This is a genomic window from Limnobacter sp. SAORIC-580, assembly GCF_013004065.1.
Taxonomy (GTDB): Bacteria; Pseudomonadota; Gammaproteobacteria; order Burkholderiales; family Burkholderiaceae_B; genus Limnobacter; species Limnobacter profundi.
This window is the reverse complement of the sequence record NZ_CP053084.1, coordinates 3220838-3238377: the sequence shown is the minus strand read 5'-3', so window position 1 is coordinate 3238377 and position 17540 is coordinate 3220838. Positions and strand designations below refer to the sequence as shown.

Annotated in this window: 14 protein-coding genes and 1 tRNA gene; 9 read left to right on the top strand and 6 right to left on the bottom strand. The window is 54.2% G+C overall.

Features of this window, described 5'->3' with window-relative positions; all coding sequences use genetic code 11:
- The first annotated feature begins 117 nt into the window (after nt 1-117).
- Both HKT17_RS15200 and HKT17_RS15195 read left to right on the top strand, forming a co-directional pair.
- Nucleotides 118-1110: an ABC transporter substrate-binding protein gene (locus HKT17_RS15200; RefSeq protein WP_171101239.1), complete on the top strand. Its 993-nt coding sequence runs from the start codon at nt 118-120 to the stop codon at nt 1108-1110.
- Between the two features lie 26 nt (nt 1111-1136).
- Entirely contained in the window at nt 1137-2753 is a 1617-nt protein-coding gene (locus HKT17_RS15195; protein ID WP_171101237.1) for an ATP-binding protein, read from the top strand.
- Nucleotides 2754-2760: 7 nt separating this feature from the next.
- Here the strand turns inward: HKT17_RS15195 and HKT17_RS15190 are convergent, their stop codons facing one another.
- Both HKT17_RS15190 and HKT17_RS15185 read right to left on the bottom strand, forming a co-directional pair.
- Complete coding sequence (locus HKT17_RS15190) at nt 2761-3117, bottom strand: Hpt domain-containing protein (protein ID WP_171101235.1); 357 nt, start codon at nt 3115-3117, stop codon at nt 2761-2763.
- Nucleotides 3118-3126: 9 nt separating this feature from the next.
- The gene (locus HKT17_RS15185; RefSeq protein ID WP_171101233.1) at nt 3127-3600 is read right to left on the bottom strand and encodes an acyl-CoA thioesterase; all 474 of its coding nucleotides are present in this window, start codon (nt 3598-3600) and stop codon (nt 3127-3129) included.
- 70 nt (nt 3601-3670) lie between these two features.
- On the opposite strand from HKT17_RS15185, the gene HKT17_RS15180 reads away from it, so the two are divergent.
- The 5 genes from HKT17_RS15180 (at nt 3671) to HKT17_RS15160 (ending at nt 8753) form a co-directional block, all read left to right on the top strand.
- Nucleotides 3671-4495: a YdcF family protein gene (locus tag HKT17_RS15180; RefSeq protein WP_171101231.1), complete on the top strand. Its 825-nt coding sequence runs from the start codon at nt 3671-3673 to the stop codon at nt 4493-4495.
- Entirely contained in the window at nt 4492-5523 is a 1032-nt protein-coding gene (locus HKT17_RS15175) for an amino acid ABC transporter substrate-binding protein (RefSeq protein WP_171101229.1), read from the top strand. Before HKT17_RS15180 ends, HKT17_RS15175 begins: the two co-directional genes overlap by 4 nt.
- A 12-nt stretch (nt 5524-5535) precedes the next feature.
- On the top strand, nt 5536-6363 hold the full coding sequence (locus HKT17_RS15170; RefSeq protein ID WP_171101228.1) for an ABC transporter permease subunit: 828 nt from the start codon (nt 5536-5538) through the stop codon (nt 6361-6363).
- On the top strand, nt 6360-7358 hold the full coding sequence (locus tag HKT17_RS15165; protein WP_171101226.1) for an amino acid ABC transporter permease: 999 nt from the start codon (nt 6360-6362) through the stop codon (nt 7356-7358). The genes HKT17_RS15170 and HKT17_RS15165 overlap by 4 nt, the downstream gene beginning before the upstream one ends.
- Nucleotides 7359-7469: 111 nt before the next feature.
- Nucleotides 7470-8753, top strand: coding sequence for an esterase/lipase family protein (locus HKT17_RS15160; RefSeq protein WP_171101223.1), 1284 nt, complete (start codon nt 7470-7472; stop codon nt 8751-8753).
- Between the two features lie 15 nt (nt 8754-8768).
- On the opposite strand, the gene HKT17_RS15155 is transcribed toward HKT17_RS15160, so the two are convergent.
- The 3 genes from HKT17_RS15155 to HKT17_RS15145 all read right to left on the bottom strand — a co-directional run bounded on the left by HKT17_RS15155 (nt 8769) and on the right by HKT17_RS15145 (nt 13133).
- Nucleotides 8769-9335 (bottom strand): hypothetical protein, encoded by a 567-nt coding sequence (locus HKT17_RS15155; protein ID WP_008247177.1) that lies wholly within the window; start codon nt 9333-9335, stop codon nt 8769-8771.
- A 125-nt stretch (nt 9336-9460) separates the two neighbouring features.
- Nucleotides 9461-12307, bottom strand: a complete 2847-nt coding sequence (locus HKT17_RS15150; RefSeq protein ID WP_171101221.1) for a hybrid sensor histidine kinase/response regulator — start codon at nt 12305-12307, stop codon at nt 9461-9463.
- Between the two features lie 49 nt (nt 12308-12356).
- Complete coding sequence (locus tag HKT17_RS15145; RefSeq protein WP_171101219.1) at nt 12357-13133, bottom strand: sulfite exporter TauE/SafE family protein; 777 nt, start codon at nt 13131-13133, stop codon at nt 12357-12359.
- Between the two features lie 117 nt (nt 13134-13250).
- Here HKT17_RS15145 and HKT17_RS15140 point away from each other — a divergent pair, with 117 nt between their 5' ends.
- Nucleotides 13251-14156: a LysR family transcriptional regulator gene (locus tag HKT17_RS15140; RefSeq protein WP_171101217.1), complete on the top strand. Its 906-nt coding sequence runs from the start codon at nt 13251-13253 to the stop codon at nt 14154-14156.
- A gap of 11 nt (nt 14157-14167) precedes the next feature.
- On the opposite strand, the gene HKT17_RS15135 is transcribed toward HKT17_RS15140, so the two are convergent.
- Nucleotides 14168-17377 (bottom strand): DUF748 domain-containing protein, encoded by a 3210-nt coding sequence (locus HKT17_RS15135; RefSeq protein ID WP_171101215.1) that lies wholly within the window; start codon nt 17375-17377, stop codon nt 14168-14170.
- A gap of 76 nt (nt 17378-17453) precedes the next feature.
- On the opposite strand from HKT17_RS15135, the gene HKT17_RS15130 reads away from it, so the two are divergent.
- A tRNA-Arg gene (locus HKT17_RS15130) sits at nt 17454-17529 on the top strand.
- The last annotated feature ends 11 nt before the right edge of the window (nt 17530-17540 follow it).

The following is a 17540-nucleotide window of genomic DNA, read 5'->3' as shown; positions in this document are numbered from 1 at the left end:
TTAAATTGTGAACTAGTGTAAAGTAACAAACTAAGGGGTTGAAATCACCCTTATTCACCCATGCGAGTTGTTCTCATCGATGCAACATGGAGTTGTTAAATCGTGAGGGCAGGCGCTATGAAACAATTTCAGTTGAGCACATGGATCTACTCCCTGCTGCTGGCTTTGCTTTTGGCTGCTCAAAGTGCAGACGCTGCCGATGTGGTGCGAATTGCAGTGCCGCCCACTGTCATGTCTTTGCCGGTGTACGTGGCCACGGAGAGAAAGTTCTTCGAGAAACACCAAGTGAATCCCGTGCTGATTGAGTGCAGCAGTGGACAGGACTGCATCAAAGCTCTGGGGCAGGGAAAGGCTGACCTTGCCAGTTCTTCGGAATTGCCGGTGATGTTTGCTGCATACGACAACAATCCGATTTCGGTGCTGGCTACCCTGGTGACCAACAAGGACGATCTGAAGTTTCTGGTGTCACGCAACTTGCTCCAGAACGGTCGCTTGAGTCTGGCTGGCAAGCGAATTGGCTATGTACCCAAATCTTCATCGCACTATTACATGGATACCTTTTTGTTGTTCAAGGGGGTTGATCCTCAGCAGGTAATTAAGGTGCCCATGGCCGCATCTGAACTTCCCCAAGCCTTGCAGCAAGGCCGGGTGGATGCAATTTCGATTTGGGAACCCATGGCTGAACAAGCCCTACAACTGGGTGGCCGTGACATTGTGCAAGTGGATGCGCCACGCCTTTATACCCAAACCTTCAATGTCAGTGTGCGAAACCAATTCAAAAACAAACACGCGGCGCAAGTGCGCGGTGTGATGAAAGCCTTGAGCGAGGCAGTCGATTACATTCGCGATTATCCCTCCAGGGCGCAGGCATTGCTGCTGAGAAAAAAAATGGTCAGCCAGGAACACATCGAGAAAAACTGGAATGACTACACCTTTCGAATGACTTTGCAACAGTCGCTGGTGAGCACCTTGCAAGGCCAAGCCAGGTGGGCCATGCGCGAGGGTCACGTTCAGAATAATTTGCCCAAAGAACCCGAATATTTGAACTATATTGATGCGAGCTTCCTGAGAGAACACAAATCGGATCAAGTTGATTTTGTGTATCGCTAAACGATTTTTATCCAAGTGATTGGCCAATGAACAATGTGATCGAGTACCTGCCGCACGGCTTTTGTATTGCGTGGAATCCACAACTGCTGGCCATGCACGTCATTTCAGACCTCTTGATTGCCATCGCCTACTTCTCGATTCCAATCGGCATTGTGTACGTGGCCAAGAAGCGACCCGACGCTGAATTGCAGCCCATTTACTATCTGTTCGCTGCATTTATTCTGGCCTGTGGTGTGACGCATGTCATGGGCATTCTCACCTTGTGGGTGCCGCTGTATTACACACAGGGCATTACCAAAATTGTGACAGCTCTGGTCTCAGTGGCCACTGCAATTTATTTACTGCCCAAGTTAAAACACATCATGGCCTTACCTGACCTGGGCAAACTGACGCAAATTAATACCGCATTGGCACAGGAAATTGTGTCGAGACGTCAAAGCGAAGCGTCGCTAAGGCAGTCCCAAGAACTCGCCTTGCAGGCTCAAAAAACGCAGGCTGCTTTTTTGGCAAACATGAGCCACGAAATTCGCACCCCCATGAACGGCGTGCTGGGAACGCTTGATCTGTTGCTCGACACGGAATTGAAACCTGAACAACTTCAACTTGCTGCCGCATCCAAACGCAGCGCAGCCTCCTTGCTTAGCTTGTTGAATGACATTCTCGATATTTCAAAAGTGGAAAGTGGGCAATTAACCCTGCGGCACAGCCCGCTCGAGCTTGCCGATGTGCTCGCCGATGTAGAGGCTGCACTGGCTTTTGATGCCAACAGCAAAGGCATTGAACTGAAATGCCCCGCAGAGACATTACCCAAAACCACCTACCTCGGCGATTCGGTGCGCATGCGTCAAATTTTGTTGAATCTGGTGGGCAATGCGATCAAGTTTACCGATGTGGGCCATGTGAAGGTTGTGTGCCGGGAAGTGTCCCGAACCGCGCAACAAGCCGTGCTTGAGTTTTCTGTGAAAGACACTGGCATTGGAATAGCACCCGAGCATCAAACAAACTTGTTCAAGCGATTCACGCAGGTCGACAACTCCAGCACGCGCCGCGCCCAGGGTAGCGGGCTTGGCTTGGCAATCGTCAAGGAAATGGTTGAACTGATGGGCGGCAAAGTGCGCTTGCACAGTGAGCCCGGCCGTGGCACTGAAATTGTGTTTTCCCTGAAACTGGGTTTGCAAACCGTGGCTGCTCAAACCATGACCGATCAAGCCACCCAACCCACGCTCGCGACACAAACTGAAATACCACCCCCCGTGCAGCAATTTCATGGAAAAATTCTGGTGGTGGAAGATGCACCCATGAACCAGATGGTGGTGTGCAAAGTGCTTGAGCGCCTCGGCCTTTTCAGCAAGGTGACCAACAATGGCCAGGAAGCGGTGGACCTGCTTGCACAAGAGCCATTTGATTTGGTGTTGATGGACGGCCAAATGCCGGTGATGGACGGTTACGAGGCCACTGCATTGATTCGGAGTGGTAGCGTGCCAGGTGTGAACCCGAACATACCGGTGGTAGCACTGACCGCACATGCCATGGTGGGTGAGGACAAAAAGTGCCTGAACGCTGGCATGAATGACTACCTCACCAAACCACTGGACCGCGACAAACTGATTGAAGTGTTAGGCAAGTACCTGAAAAAAGCCTGATCGAATTTCAGGCAGCTTGCATGTTCTTTCTTATGGCCAAAATGCGGCATGCAATTTCATGCAGGGAATTCAGTGCTTGAACGCAGCTAGTCGAATCGTTTTGTTTTGCTGCCTGCTCAAGCAACTGAACTTCAGGCAAAAATTTCAGTAAGCCCAGGTTTTGGGCAACACCCTTGAAGTAGTGCGCCTTGCTGGCCAAGCCTGCGTAATCACCCACGTGAACCCGGCCCAACAAGTTGGTTTGTTCAGTGGCGAATTCGTCGAGAAACAAATCAAGAATTTCAAGCAACAAAGCCGAGTCGCCACACAGGCGATCCAGCGTGGTTTCCAAATCAATCTCAGTCGACAAATTGCTCAAGTCCATTGGCAAAGTCTACTTCAAATTGTTCATTCGCTCTTCATGTTCTTTGCGCAATTCCTTGCGCAATTCAGCGTTGGCATGTCGCTTCTTTTCCTCGTCGGTGCGGGGCTCCAGAGGCGGCACTTTGCCGGGTGTGCCATCGGCATTCATGGCCACCATGGTAAAAAAGCAACTGTTGGTGTGCGTGGCAATGCCTTTGTGAATGTCTTCTGACACTACTTTGATGCCCACCTCCATGGAGGTGTTGCCGGTGTAATTGACACTGGCCAAAAAGGTGACCAGTTCACCCACACGAATGGGCTGGCGAAACAACACCCTGTCCACTGAAAGCGTAACCACATACATGCCCGCATACCGGCTTGCACAGGCATAGGCCACCTGATCGAGCAATTTCAGAATATGCCCCCCATGCACCTTGCCGCTGAAGTTGGCCATGTCGGGGGTCATCAGCACGGTCATGCTGAGCTGGTGGTTGGGAAATGGCATGGTAATTGGCAGGCATGAGTGGTCGAAGAAAGCAGTGTAGCGCGCTTGTGTGCGGGGTAGCACGTCTACAATGACTCTTGATTCATTTGCGGAGAATACTGTGGCTGCCGAGCTGACCAAGTACGCCATCTGGCTGTTAAGCCCCCTGGGGTTGTGGATCGCCCTGACTGTGTTTGCGGGCTTGGGCCTGTTTGGCCGAGGGCAGTGGCGTGTGCATCTGTTGGTGTTGGCACAACTGCAATTGCTGGCGTTCAGCCTTCCATGGGTAGGCGACAGCTTGTTGGGCCGGCTTGAAGATGAGGCATTGGTGCTGGAAGCCAACCGACCCTTGCCCGCACAGGTCGATGCCATTGTGGTGCTGGGTGGTGGACTTGAGGGGCGGTTTGATGGTGTACGCGCCTTACCCGATTTGAACGATGCCGGCGACCGTGTGTGGCAAGGCGCAAGACTGTACAAGCAAGGCATAGCCCCACGAATCGTGTTGAGTGGTGGGCAGTTTCAAACCGATCCCCGCAAGGAAGCCGAAGCCCCTGGTATGAAAATGTTCATGCTGGACATGGGGGTACCTGAAGACGCTTTGGTGATTGAAGACAACTCCCGAACTACTTTTGAGAATGCCGTACGCACCCGCGAATTGCTGGGCGAGCGTGCACGTTCTATTGCGCTGGTCACGTCTGCATTTCACATGGGGCGCTCGGTGTTGTGGTTCGAAAAAGCAGGGTTTACCGTGTACCCGGTGCGCACTGACATTCGCGTGCTGAATGAAAGCCGCGCCTTCTGGGAATGGTTGCCCAAGCCACAGGCACTGGATGAAAGCACCGTTGCGATTAAAGAATACCTGGGCCGGCTGCAGTTGAAAGTAAGCGGTGCTTATGAAACAGGGGGAAGTCAGTGAAGCTGCTCAAACTTCGGGCAACACGCTTGTTGGGCACCTTGTTTTGCCTGCTGGTGGCCAACACCGTGCATGCAGGCCCGGTGCTGGATGCTATTTACAAACGCGATGCCGTGCGTTGCGGGGTGAGCAGTGGCGTGGCTGGTTTTTCGGCCCTGGGTAGTGACGGACAATGGCGTGGGCTGGACGTGGCCGTGTGCCGTGCTGTGGCCGCAGCTGTGTTGGGTGATGCACAAAAAGTACAGTTCACCCCATTAAGTTCACAGCAGCGCTTTGCTGCTTTGCAGGCTGGGCAAATCGACATTCTTTCCCGCAACACCACCTGGACCTTGGGTCGCGATGCTGGCCTAAACGCGCACTTCGCCGCCATTACCTATTACGATGGGCAGGGCATTTTGATGCACAAACGCTTCGGCGTAAAAAGCGCCAAAGAATTGAAAGGTGCCGAGATTTGCGTTCAATCGGGCACCACCAATGAGAAAAACCTAAGCACTTATTTGGGCTCGCAAGGCATTACAGCCAAAGCCATTGTGTATGACAATTTTGAGGCTGCGTACAAAGCCTTTTTCAGTGGCCGTTGCCAAGCATTTTCAACTGATGTGTCGGCACTGATTGGCTTGAAAAGCAGCCAAAGCGGTCGGCCTGATGATTACGTGGTGCTGCCTGAAGTTTTTTCCAAAGAACCTTTGGGCCCTGCGGTGCTGCGTGGCGATGACGAGTTTTTTGCCATCGTGAAATGGGTGGTGTTTTCCATGATTGAGGCTGAAGAACTGGGGGTTGGAAAAGCGAATCTTGATCAAGCTTTGCGTAACAACAACCCGGCAGTTCAGCGCCTGTTGGGCGGTGCAGAAAACCTGGGTAAACCACTGGGCTTGCCGCGTGACTGGGTGGTACAAATTCTTCGGCAAGTGGGCAATTACGGTGAAGTGTTCGATGCCAATTTGGGCAAGCAATCGCCCTTGAAACTTGAACGGGGCTTGAATGCGCTGTGGACCCAAGGCGGGCTGATGTACGCCCCACCTTTGCGCTGAAGGTGCTTGCCCGTGAACTTTGAATTTCTCAGTGACCCCGCTGGTTTTGGACTCAGTGAAGGCTGGCTGCAGGTGGCCTTCAGTTCGCCCTACTGGCAAATACTGTTGGCAGGTTTGTTGAACACCTTGAAAGTGGGCCTACCTGCCTTGCTGATTAGTACGCTTCTGGGCTTGTTGATTGGATTGGGGCAACTGGCACACCACCCCTTGTTGAAAGGGCTGTGCAAGGGCTATATCAACCTGTTTCGCAATGTGCCATTGTTGTTGCAACTGCTGGCCATTTACTTTGCCATTACCCAGTTTTTGCCCATCGCCAGCCAAGCCTGGTCGTTTGGTGACAGCATGTTTTTAAGCAAAAGCGGTTTGGCTTTTCCCTCGTTTTCGGAAGCGCCGGTGCCCGGGCGTTTTTCAATTGAAGGGGGCTGGGTACTTAGCCCTGAATACCTGGCCGTGCTGCTGGCGCTGGTGGTTTACACTGCCGCCTTTGTTGCCGAAATAGTGCGCGCGGGCGTACAGGCCGTGAGGCCAGGCATGCGCCAGGGCGCGCTGGCCTTGGGCTTGAGCAATGCTCAAACCACCCGGTACGTGGTGCTGCCCTTGGCCTTGCGTGTGGTGGTGCCCTCGCTTTCCAACCAATATTTGAATTTGCTGAAAAATGCCTCGCTGGGTGTGGCTGTGGGTTACCCGGAACTGGTGTCGGTGGCCAACACCGCCATCAATCAAAGCGGCAAGGCGGTGGAATGCGTGCTGATCATCTTGGTCACTTACGCACTGCTCAGCGCCGTGGCTGCTGGCTTGATGAATGCGCTGAACACGCGTGTCAACAGGGGGGCTTTGTGAACACCAACCTGTTGCTTCATCGCTTTTTCAATGGTTTTCTGTGGCTTGCGCTGCCATTGCTTTTGGCACCAGTGGCTTGGGCACTGGCGGACTGGGCTGTGTTTAGCGCCGTATTTCGCCCCGATTTACAAGCGTGCCAACAGGCCGCCGGGCAGGGTGCCTGCTGGGGTGTTGTGGCTGAAAAGTGGCGGGTTATTTTGTTTGGCCGTTACCCAGTGGCTGAACAATGGCGCGCGGGTATCGTGTTGTTGTTGTGGTCGGTGTTGCTGTTTGCAACGGCAGCACGGTTGTTTAAAAGTAAAACCGCTTTTTCGCTTTGGGCTTTGTTGTTGCCTGCCAGTGCGGTGTTGCTGCACGGTGGTGTTGCCGCCCTGCCCACAGTACCCACTAACCTGTGGGGCGGCCTGCCACTCACCCTCATTCTAAGCACTGTGGGTTTTGCCTTGGCCCTGCCGCTGGCCGTGCTGCTGGCCTTGGGGCGACAATCTGCATTTGCACCACTGCGCCGGTTTTGTATTACGTACATTGAATTGTTGCGAGCCTTGCCATTGGTCACAGTGCTGTTTCTGGCCGCTTTTGTGTTGCCCTTGTGGTTGCCGGGTGAGGGGCTGGACCTGTTCACCCGTGTGTTATTCACCATCGCATTGTTCAGCGCCGCCTATTTGGCCGAAGTGTTGCGCGGTGGCTTGCAGGCTGTGCCAGCCGGTCAGGGGCAGGCCGCCAAGGCACTGGGCCTGAATCGGGTTCAACGCAATGTGCATGTGGTGTTGCCCCAAGCCATTCGGGCCTGTTTGCCCAGCTTGATCAACAGTTTCGTGACCTTGTTCAAAGAATGCTCATTGGTCACCATTGTGGCCTTGTTTGAATTGACTGGTGCCCTAAGCCTGGCCTTGGCAGGGGACGTGCAATGGCGCAGCTTTTACCTGGAAGGCTATTTGTTCATTGGCCTGGTGTATTGGGCCTATTGCTTTGGTTTGTCGAAAACGGTCAAATAGAAATCAACAGGCGCTTCTTAGAGTTGAATTTCTAGCGCAGAAAAATAATTAAGTGTACATTTGTACACTAACAAGAAAATACACCGTCGAATTCCGATTCGGAGACACCGCATGAGCAAGAAAGAAGAACCCAGCACCAGCGAAAAACTGGAAGGCACCCTGATGTTTGTGGGCGACACCATTGCGCAAGCCACCACGCGGGTGCATGAATTTCATCGCGCCATCAGCGACATGCCATTCAAGGCGGTGGGTGCAGCCACGCTCAATGCCAGCAAGCCTGTTGAATCGGTTCACAACGAAATTACCGACCTGGTGTACGGCGCTGTTCGCGAAGCGGGCAAAGGCGTATTTTCTGGTGCGGCCTGGGTGGTTCGGCAGGCCAACCAAAGCCTGGCCTCGCCACAAGTGATAGACCAGGCCATGGGTGGGGAGTTGATGGACGATGTGGACCACTTGCCCGTACCGAACATGCCGAATGCAAAAACGGACAAGCGGGTGTCGGCCATTTCCAGCGCGATCAACGGTGTGTTTGGCGACCACTTGGCCGCCACACGCAACCCCATGCAAGTGCACATGAACCTGTATGCCAATGGCCAGCCTTTGCAGGCCGATCAGGCTGCGCTGATGGCGCAGTTTCCCGATGCACAAAACCACCTCATTATTTTTGTACACGGCCTGTGCTGCAATGAAGACAGCTGGCAGATGTACTACAACCCCAGCGAACCAGCCACTCGCCCGTATGGCGACAAGCTGCAAGACGACTTCCCCGTTACCGCGCTTTACCTGCGCTACAACACGGGCCGCAACATTGATTCCAATGCGCGCCAGTTCAAGCGCATGCTGAACAAGCTGGTTCGAAACTGGCCTGTGGCTGTTGAAGGCATTACCTTGGTGGGCCACAGCATGGGTGGTTTGGTTAGCCGTGCAGTGGTTGAAGCACTGACTGACGACGACATTATTTTGAAACGCGCCATTCGCGATGTGGTGTGTTTGGGTTCACCCCATGCGGGTGCCCCGCTGGCCCGCCTGGCCGCCGCAGGCGAGCAGTTGTTCAGCAAGTTTGAATTGGCCAAGCCGATTGGCCGGGTGCTGGGCGTGCGTTCACGCGGCATTCGCGATTTGGACCACGGCCTGGGTGCGCTGCAAACTCGCGACGGGCAAGAAGTGATGTTTCACCTGATCGGTTCGACGATTGGCGACCATACTTCATCCTGGCTGAACACCACTGTGGGTGATGGTTTGGTCACGCCTGATTCAGCACTGGCGGACGACACAGGCAAAGCGCAACGGGTGACCTTCGCGCAAAAGCATCACATGACCTTGCTGAATGATCCCGATGTGTTTCTAGAATTGAAAATGGTATTGCGCCAACACCTGCGCCCGCGCTTGGTGTGAAACCTGGCGGCGCGATTAAAAGTTGTATGTGGAAGTTTTGCTTTCCTGCAAAAACACGCGCTGCGTGGTGAGCAGGTAGTTCACCAACAGGTCAGCATAGGTGCGTTTGAATTTGGATTCACGCATGCCTGTTTCAACGAGGTTCAGGCCGTAGTACTTCAAGGCCAGGTGTGCTTGCTGGCATTCTTTGGTCCAGCAATCCAGTGGTTCCAGAATTTGATTCACCGCATCCTGAAAACCTGTGGTGAAATTCAGGAAGTCTGCTTCGTTCATGTCCTCAATCAACTCCAGCGCATTGTGCTCGGCATGCATGTGCTGTGCATGGGCGCCATTGCGTGGCCGGGTTTGAAACACATTCAGAAATTGAAACAGCAGTGGCTCGGGCAAATGCGAGCTGGGCACGCCGTACAGCAACTGCACACGGCTCAAATCGATTTGCAGTTGCATGGCGAACAGGCCACTGACGTTGCGAGAACTCAACGCCCAACAGGCACCCAGCGTTTCAAAAAACACCTCGCGCTCGAAGGAGTATTTTTTGTAAGGGCTGCTGTGCAGCACTTGGTAGGGTGCTCGAATGGTCATGCTGAATCCAATGCCTTGCCGTTCATCGTTTAAGTATTGTCGACTGCATTGCTTTGGCGTGGCATCGCATAGGTGAGGGTTCACCGTTTACGGGGAGGTTCACCATTTCAGGGGGTAGGTTTCCCCTAGGAGGGGGTGGCTTTCTCGGCCAGTTCGGAATACTTCTTCACCAAGGCAGGCCACACGGTGCGAATTTGATCCAACACCTCCTTAGCGTCAATGGTTTGGTTGTTCAAGCCCTGCTCAAAATCCCGAAACACAAGGTGCAAGGCCTTTTCACCCAACAAAGCCAGCAGGCTGACCATGGAATGTATTTCACGCACAAACGCCCCTTCATCCAGTTGATCCAAGTGGCCGCGCAGCTTGATCGGCAGGTCGGTACAGTGCTCCATGAACAAATTGGGCAGGGCTGGTGGCGAAGGCAAGGGCGAAGGTATTTCAGTGTGCAAGAGGTCGGCCAGGGTTGCGTATAGCACGCGGGCCTCCACGGGCTTTGCAATAAAGTCGTCCATGCCCAAATCCAGACAACGGTTGCGTATTTCTGAAAAAGCATGGCCGGTCAGGCCCACCAGGGGGGTGTCCATCCAGCGAGTCTGGTCGCGCAACCAAGCTGTAAATTCATAGCCGTCCATCACTGGCATTTCAAGGTCGGTGATGATGACATCAAAATGAGGCGCGTCATCGGGGTCCAGCAATTCAACGGCCTCTTGGCCGTGTTCACACAGGGTTACGTGCATGCCGGCCGCTTTCAGGTAGGAACACACCAGTTCCTGATTCACCGGGTGGTCTTCCAGCACCAGGGCACTTTTTCCGTGCAAGGCCTCAGGATACTCCCGGGTTGCATCGGGCCGCGGCAAGATGGGCAAGTCGGGTCGCGGTGCTGCACAAATGTCTTGCATTAACACCGGGTGCGCCAGGTGTATCAGTTGTTTGGTGATGTCGGCGGGCAACAGTTGCAGCAGGGCACTGTCGGCTGACAGTAGATCGCGGTCAATGGCCACCACGCGCAAGGCCGGGTTACTCAAGTGTTCCAGCAGTTCAGCGGGCAGTGGTTCGCTGGGGTCGAGTAAATCCGATTGAATAAACACCCAGTCGCAAATGTTTTCGTCCAAGTGCCTTATGCATTGCCCCAGGGTACTTACCAGTGTGGCTTGCATGCCGGTGGCATTCAACACCGACATTACGCAGTCGGCCACAGGCCCCGGCTGGTGCAACAACACACCATTCTGGTAACCCAAGGGTAGGGGTTCAATCAAAATATCGCTGTCATAGACCACGGGTACAGAGAACCAGAAACAACTGCCCACACCCGGAATGCTTTCGACTGAAATTTGGCCGCCCATTCGAATCACCAGCTCGCGGGCAATGCTCAAACCCAGGCCCGTGCCGCCATACACACGGCTTACGCTTGAATCACCCTGTGCAAATTTCTCAAAAATTCGCTCGACCTGCGATTTGCTCAAACCTGAGCCGGTGTCGTGCACTTCAATTCGCAAATCAAGCCCGGTGTCTGAACGGGTTTGCAGTTTCGAGAACACACGCACCGATCCGCTTTCCGTAAACTTCACTGCATTGCTCAGCAGGTTGCTCAGCACCTGCCGCAGTCGTGAAGGGTCGCCCACCAAGCGCTGGCCCAACTGGTTTGAATAGCCCGGCGCAACCTCGTTCAACAGCATCAGTTTGCGGCTGGCTGCCTGGCTTTGCACCGCAAGAAATGAATTGGCCAGTACTTCATCCAGAGTGAACGGAATGTGCTCGAATTCCACCATGCCAGCCTCGGCCTTGGAGTAATCCAGAATGTCGTTGAGCAAACCCAGCAGCGATTTCGCGGCATCCTGTACTTTTAGCAGGTAGTTGCGTTCCTGCTCGGGCAAATCCGACTTCAAGGTGAGCGCGGTCATGCCCAATATGGCATTCATGGGTGTTCGGATTTCATGGCTCATATTGGCCAGCAACATGCCGCGTGCTTCTACCTGCGCCTCGGCTCGCTCTCGGCCCATTTTGGCTTCCAGGGCAATCAATTCGGCTGACCTTGCGGCTTCGCCCTGCTCCAGTTCGCGCTTGAATGAACCAATCATCAGGGCAAAGCCCTTCACAAGGTTGCTCATTTCGGTCACAAAGCGGGGGTTGGGCAGACTGATGTTGTAATTGCCCTGTGCAATTTGTTTGCTCACCTTGTTCAGTTCTCGCAGTGGCGCCACAACGAAGCGTTGCAACACCGCCAGGCCCACAAGGGCCATCAAGGTGACCAGCAAGCCCAGGTAAAGGTCGAAATTCGCAGTGGCTTTGATGTTGTCGGCCTGCGCAGCAAGCACGGTTTGAAAGCCCAGTTCAACTGCGCGAATTCGGCCTTGAATTTCAGCGCGAATGGCATTGCTCAAGCCCAGGTATTCTTCGGAGAACAGCATTTGAATGGCCAGGTCGTCACGCACAGGCGCTTCCGACACATACTTGCTCGCATCCGGGTCGTACAAGCCTTGGGTCAAGGCAAACACAATTTGCTCGCGTTCGCGCAAGCGTTTGCTTAAGCTCAAAATGTTCTCGACCGATTCTTTTATATCGCCACTCAGGTTGGGCGCAACATTTTGCGGTGCGAACAGGCGACTTTCCAGGGTTTCACCTTTGGCGGGCACCAGGGGTACGGCTTCGGTGTTGCCCGCAATCAGCTTGCTCCAGTACACATTGTCGACAGGCTGGGCATATTTGCGCGCGCCTGCGTGGGCGTCCAGCAACTCGTAATAATTCACAAGGTGCTGGCTGTTTTTGCTGACCACAAAAGCGGCCACCAGGGTTTGCAGTGCATCGAATTCGGATTGCAGCAAGCGCAATTCATTGATGGCATTCAAGCGGGCGGTGAGCAGCGCTGTTTGCGAAGTTTGCAACTGGTCTGCCCGCTCGCCCATCCACACATTGGAGGCCAGGCCGAGCAAAGTGGCAAACAACACGAAACGAAACAGGGCCGCCAGCTTCATCAGGCAAACAAGGCAAGTGTGGACAAGCCCCTATTCTTACCGGAAAAGCTTAGTGCGTGTGTAGTGATTGCAAAATGAGCCAGAAAGCGGCAATGATCATGACTGCCGCAAAACTTCGGCGCAGGGCCTTTTCAGGCAGGTAGTGGGCGATGGCCACACCCGCCGACACGGTAAACAGCCCGCCAAAAGCCAGAGGCAAGCCCAATTCCCAGTTCACGCGGTGGGCATTGGCGTAGGTGCTCAGTGCCATCACCGAACTGGGGGCCACCAAAGCCAGCGACAAAGCCTGCGCCGTGGTTTGGGTGTGTTTGAACACGGTGGTTAACATGGGTGTGGCCACCAGGCCGCCCCCCATGCCCAGCAGGCCCATGCTGGTGCCACCGAGTACGCCGACGATGGGCATGGTGGCAGTGCGAGGTTGATCGCTGTTGTTTGAATTGGCGCTGGGGTTTTTTCGCAGCATCAACATGCGCAGGCCCACCATCAAAATGAACAGGTTGAATATCCAGTGCAGTATGTCTTGATCAAGGCGTACGGCCAGCTTGGCTGTTAACCAGGTGGTTACAGTCGCAGTAATGCCAATTGCAGCCACGGCCAGCCAGGGCAGCTTGTGATGCTGGTTGTAACGCCACCAGCCAATCAGCAAATTGGGCACCATCAGCACCAGTGCGGTGCCTTGGGCCAGGGCCTGGTCCATGCCAAACCCGATAATAAAAAGCGGGACGGCGATAATGCCGCCCCCGATACCAAACAGCCCACCGAAGAAACCCAAAGCCGCGCCCAAGGACAAAACAAGGAGCAAATCAGGAAGAGCGAGCCAAGACATGGGGTGGTGTGCCGTAGATGTGGAAGCGCTCAGTGTATTCGTTATAAAAATATCTACAATGATTCGATATTTAAAATATTATTAACAAATACGCACGAATCCTTGTTGGAGCAAGTTTTGAAGCAATTGTCTGATCTCGCTTTTTTCAGCGAACTGGTGCGCCATGAAAGCCTGGCCAGCGCTGCCATGGCCTTTGATGTCACTCCGCCTGCCGTTAGCCGCCGCCTGGCGGCACTGGAAAAAAGGCTGGGCGTTCGCTTGCTTCACCGCAGCACACGGCGCGTTGGTTTAAGTGCTGAAGGTGAACGTTACCTGGCCGAGGGCACCAATATTCTTCGCCAAATCGATGTGTTGGAGGCCACCTTGCGTGCCGGGCAAGACACCCCGCGTGGTCTGCTTCGGGTCAACGCCAGCCTGGGTTTTGGCCGCAAGCATGTGGCCAATGTGGTGTCGGCCTACCATGCGGAATTCCCGGCGGTGGAAGTGATTCTGGAATTGACGGACCACCCCATTGATTTGATTGAGGGTGGTTTTGATTTGTCGGTGCGCTTTGGCGAGCCGCCTGACCAAAGGCTGATTGCCCAAAAGTTGGCCAGTAACCGGCGCATATTGTGTGCAGCGCCTTCCTATTTGGCTGCGGCGGGTGAATTGAGCACACCGGGCGATTTAACCCGGCACGACTGCCTGGTGATTCGGCAAGAGAACCACACTTTCAACAATTGGCAGTTGCGCAACGGCAAGCAGGAAACCACCGTGAAAGTGCATGGACCTGTGAGTTCAAACGATGGTGATGTTTCCGTGCAATGGGCCTTGCAGGGCAAGGGTGTACTGCTGCGTTCAGAATGGGACATTCAGCAGGAACTGAAAACCGGCGCGCTGGTGCGGGTGCTACCTGAATGGGCGGGTGCACCGGCCGATATATTTGCCGTGTGTCCCTACGCCAACCCCATGCCCGCCAAGACTCGCGAATTTATTCGCGTAACCCGCGAGGTGTTGGCCAGCAAAGCGGGGTTTATTGTTTAGTTTTTGGCTGCTCACTTGTTCACGGCCATACCCAGTTCCATCGGCACGGTTTTGTCGTCATTGGCTTTGGTTTCTTTGGGCGCGTCGGTTTTCACGCGCTCGGCGGGTACACCCGCTGAAGTCAGCCCAGTGCTTATCAATTGCTGGCGTTGTGTGGCCAAGGCCAGCAGTTGTGCAGTGCTCACTTCCTCTGAATCTTGCAGCTTTTGCGCAAGCACTGCATAAAAGTTTTTGCCTTTCAGTGCGTTGACTTCCGCATCGCTCAGCTCGCGGGTGTCTTTGAACAAATTGGTAAGTTGCCCCAAGGCCTTTCCTGCCACACCTTGTTCCAGTTGGCCCGGGTTGGCCTTTCTGAAGCCAGTTTTCATCGAGGCCAGTTCACCGCCACTGAAACGTTTTTCAAACAAGGCCTCAATCGCTTTTTGGGTGGCCTCATTGTTCAGGGCCAGGGGGCCAGGGTTTTCGCCAGGCTGCAATTTCTCTCCCGCTTGCGTGGCCACTGCGCGGCGCATTTGCAGGTTTTGAATAGCGGTTTTGTCGACCGGCGCCCAAGTGCCTTGCACCGTCAAAGCCAGGTTGGGGCGGGTGGTCAATGCTTCGCCCAGTTTTTTCAAGCCTTCTCGCTGAGAAGGGCTGAGTGTGTTGGCCCCGGCGGTGAATTCAATTTTGCCCAGCTCATCTGCATCGCCGCCGCCAAACAAGGCACCCAAGGCCCGGAAGGGTGCGGTCACAATTTTCGTGAGCACATTGCCAATGGCTTTCCACACAATGGCGCCGTAGCTGAACTGCGGGTCGTTCAAGTCGCCTGTAATGGGCAGGCCCAAATCGATACGGCCGTTGCTGTCTTCCAGAATCGCGATGGCCAATTCCAGGGGCAGGTCGCGACCTTGCGGGCTTTGCACACGCTCGCCCAGTTTAAGTTTGTCGACAATCACCTGGTTGCTGCTGTTGAGCTGCTGGTTTTCAATGTTGTACACTAGGTTCAGCGACAACTTGCCCGACTCAATTTTGCGGTTGGCAAATGTGCCGGAATAAGGCGTCAAATTGCGCATTTCCACATTGCTGAATTTCACGGCAATGTCCATGTAGGCTGTCGGGTCCAGCAGGTTGATGGTGCCTTGTGCATCGGCTTCGCCAAATTCATCCACAGCGCCTTTCAACGCAAGTTCGCCGCGCGTTCCCGGCTTGTTCGACAAACCGTTCACCACTCCTTCCAGGCTGTGAATGCGAGTGCCAAAAGGGATGAACAGCGATTCGTCGGCAAAGTCCATTTCACTGTTGGCAATATTGAAGCGGTCAATGTTGACCGCGAATGCGGGGGGTGTGTTGGCGGCTGGTTTTGCAGGTTCAGCTTGTTGCTGCGTGGCCGTTGTTGGTTCTTCCTTGTTCACCAGAATTCGGCTGATATTGGTTGATTTGTCTTTCGCAATCAACAGCGCTGTATCCAGGCCTTCAAGCGTCAGGCGTTGAATATTCAAGCCTTGGGCATTCACACGCAGGCCGGGGGTAAACAGCTTTTTGAATTCGAAAAACGAGTTGTTGGTGCCCGCTTCATTCAGGCGCAAGCCTGCCACAGTGAGGCTACCTGAATAGCCCTGTTCCCTGGCGTTGTAGGTGGCTTTGCCCTTGGTGTAAATGGCACCGCTGACCAGGTTCAGTTTGGCAAATTGGCCGATGAAAGGCTGTGCGGGTTTCAAGGCCAGCGCATTCACCTCCACGTTCATTTGAGTGGCTGCGGTGCTGGGGTTGATGTCGCCATTCACGGCAATGTTTCCACCACTGGCCACATTCAGGCTGGCTTTCAGTGGCAGGGTTTTGGAAAGGTCTTGAGTAACGCCGTTCGTGGACACTGCAATATTGTTTAAGCCAATATTCAGCGCAGGGTTCACTGTTTGGTCTTCAATGCTGGCGTTAATACCCGAAACATCGATGGTATTGACGGCGTAGGTCCAAGGTTTTGCAGGGGCTTCGTCGCTTGTTTCAGGCGCGCTTTTATCCACCGGTTTTTTTGCGGGAATCCAGTCGTTGATCGCCGCCATCAAATCGAGTTCGCCTTGGGCGTTGCGCTTCACATTCACAGCGCCACCTTTCACCGTGGCGGCGTTAACCTCTGCATGTTGCTCGGCAAGGTCTACGAGGATAGGGCCAACTTCAATCGTGTCCAGACCAATCGCCTTGGCTTTGCTGCCGTGGTTCAACTGCAGGCCAGCCAGCACAATTCCGGCAAGTTCAGCTTTGTTGGCCTGCAAATCAAAACTGGCGTTGTTGATGTTCAGTTTGCTGAATTGGGCAGTCGCACTGGCACCCTGTGGCTTGGCGGCCATGTTGAATTCACGCACCTCAGCATTGATGTTGTTGATCAGTACTTTGGGTTGCGCAGCTTGATTGGCTTGGGGGGCACCATCGGCAGGGGCGGTTTCATTGGCCTGCAATGTGGCTGCTTCCTTCAGGTTCACATCAAAGTTCAAGGCCAGGTCGGCGCTACCAGCGGGCGGTGCTGTGGGCAAAAGCGGTGCCAATAGGGGTTCAAGCTTGGCAAGGTTCAAACCAGTCAGCGAGAATTCACCTGTGGCCGAGGGGTCGGCCAACTGAATTTGCGCACGAAGTTTCAGTTCGGCGTCCAGCCCGGTCACGGCATTCAGCACAAAGTCGCCATCGGTTTCAGAACGGGTGGCCAGATCGCGCAGCTCTAGGTTTAGCGGTGCAAAGCGGGTTTTCAGGCCATCGGGTTTGCGGCGGTCTTCAAAATCAACAGCTGCCTCGCTAATCAGCAAATGGTTTAACAAAAACGCGGGCGGCTCGGTGTTTTCCTCTTCAGGCTCTTCGGTTTTGAAAGCATTCAAAAGCGCGGTGAAGTTGTTCTTTCCCTCGGGCAGCAGCGCCACATTCAGGTTCAGGTTTTTCAGGTCAATTTGATCCAGCGCAACAAGGCCAGTGAACAGGTCGGTACCGGAAACGTCTACAAACAGGTGATCAAACGCCACCAGCTGCTCGCCCTCGGGTGTGGTCAGGCTCAGTTTGGGGATCCGAACGGTCAACTTGAAGGGGTTGACCTCGGGCAAGTCCATTTTCAGCACATGGCCCGAGCGTTCAAGCACCTGCTTTTCGGCCTGCCAGTGCACCAGGCGCGGCAGCCCGGCCCAAGCGAACAGGTAAACAAAAACGAGGATGAAAAGCGGTATTAACACCACTTTGGAGCGAAGAATATTGGCGATTTTCATTTTTATTGGTTATACGGTGGACATATGCCGTCAGTATCCTAGATCCCAGCGCTGGTGTACACTAACGCCTTCTTGCGCGGCTGTAGCTCAGTGGATAGAGTATTGGCCTCCGAAGCCAAGGGTCGTGGGTTCGATCCCCGCCAGCCGCGCCATTCTCGGCTCC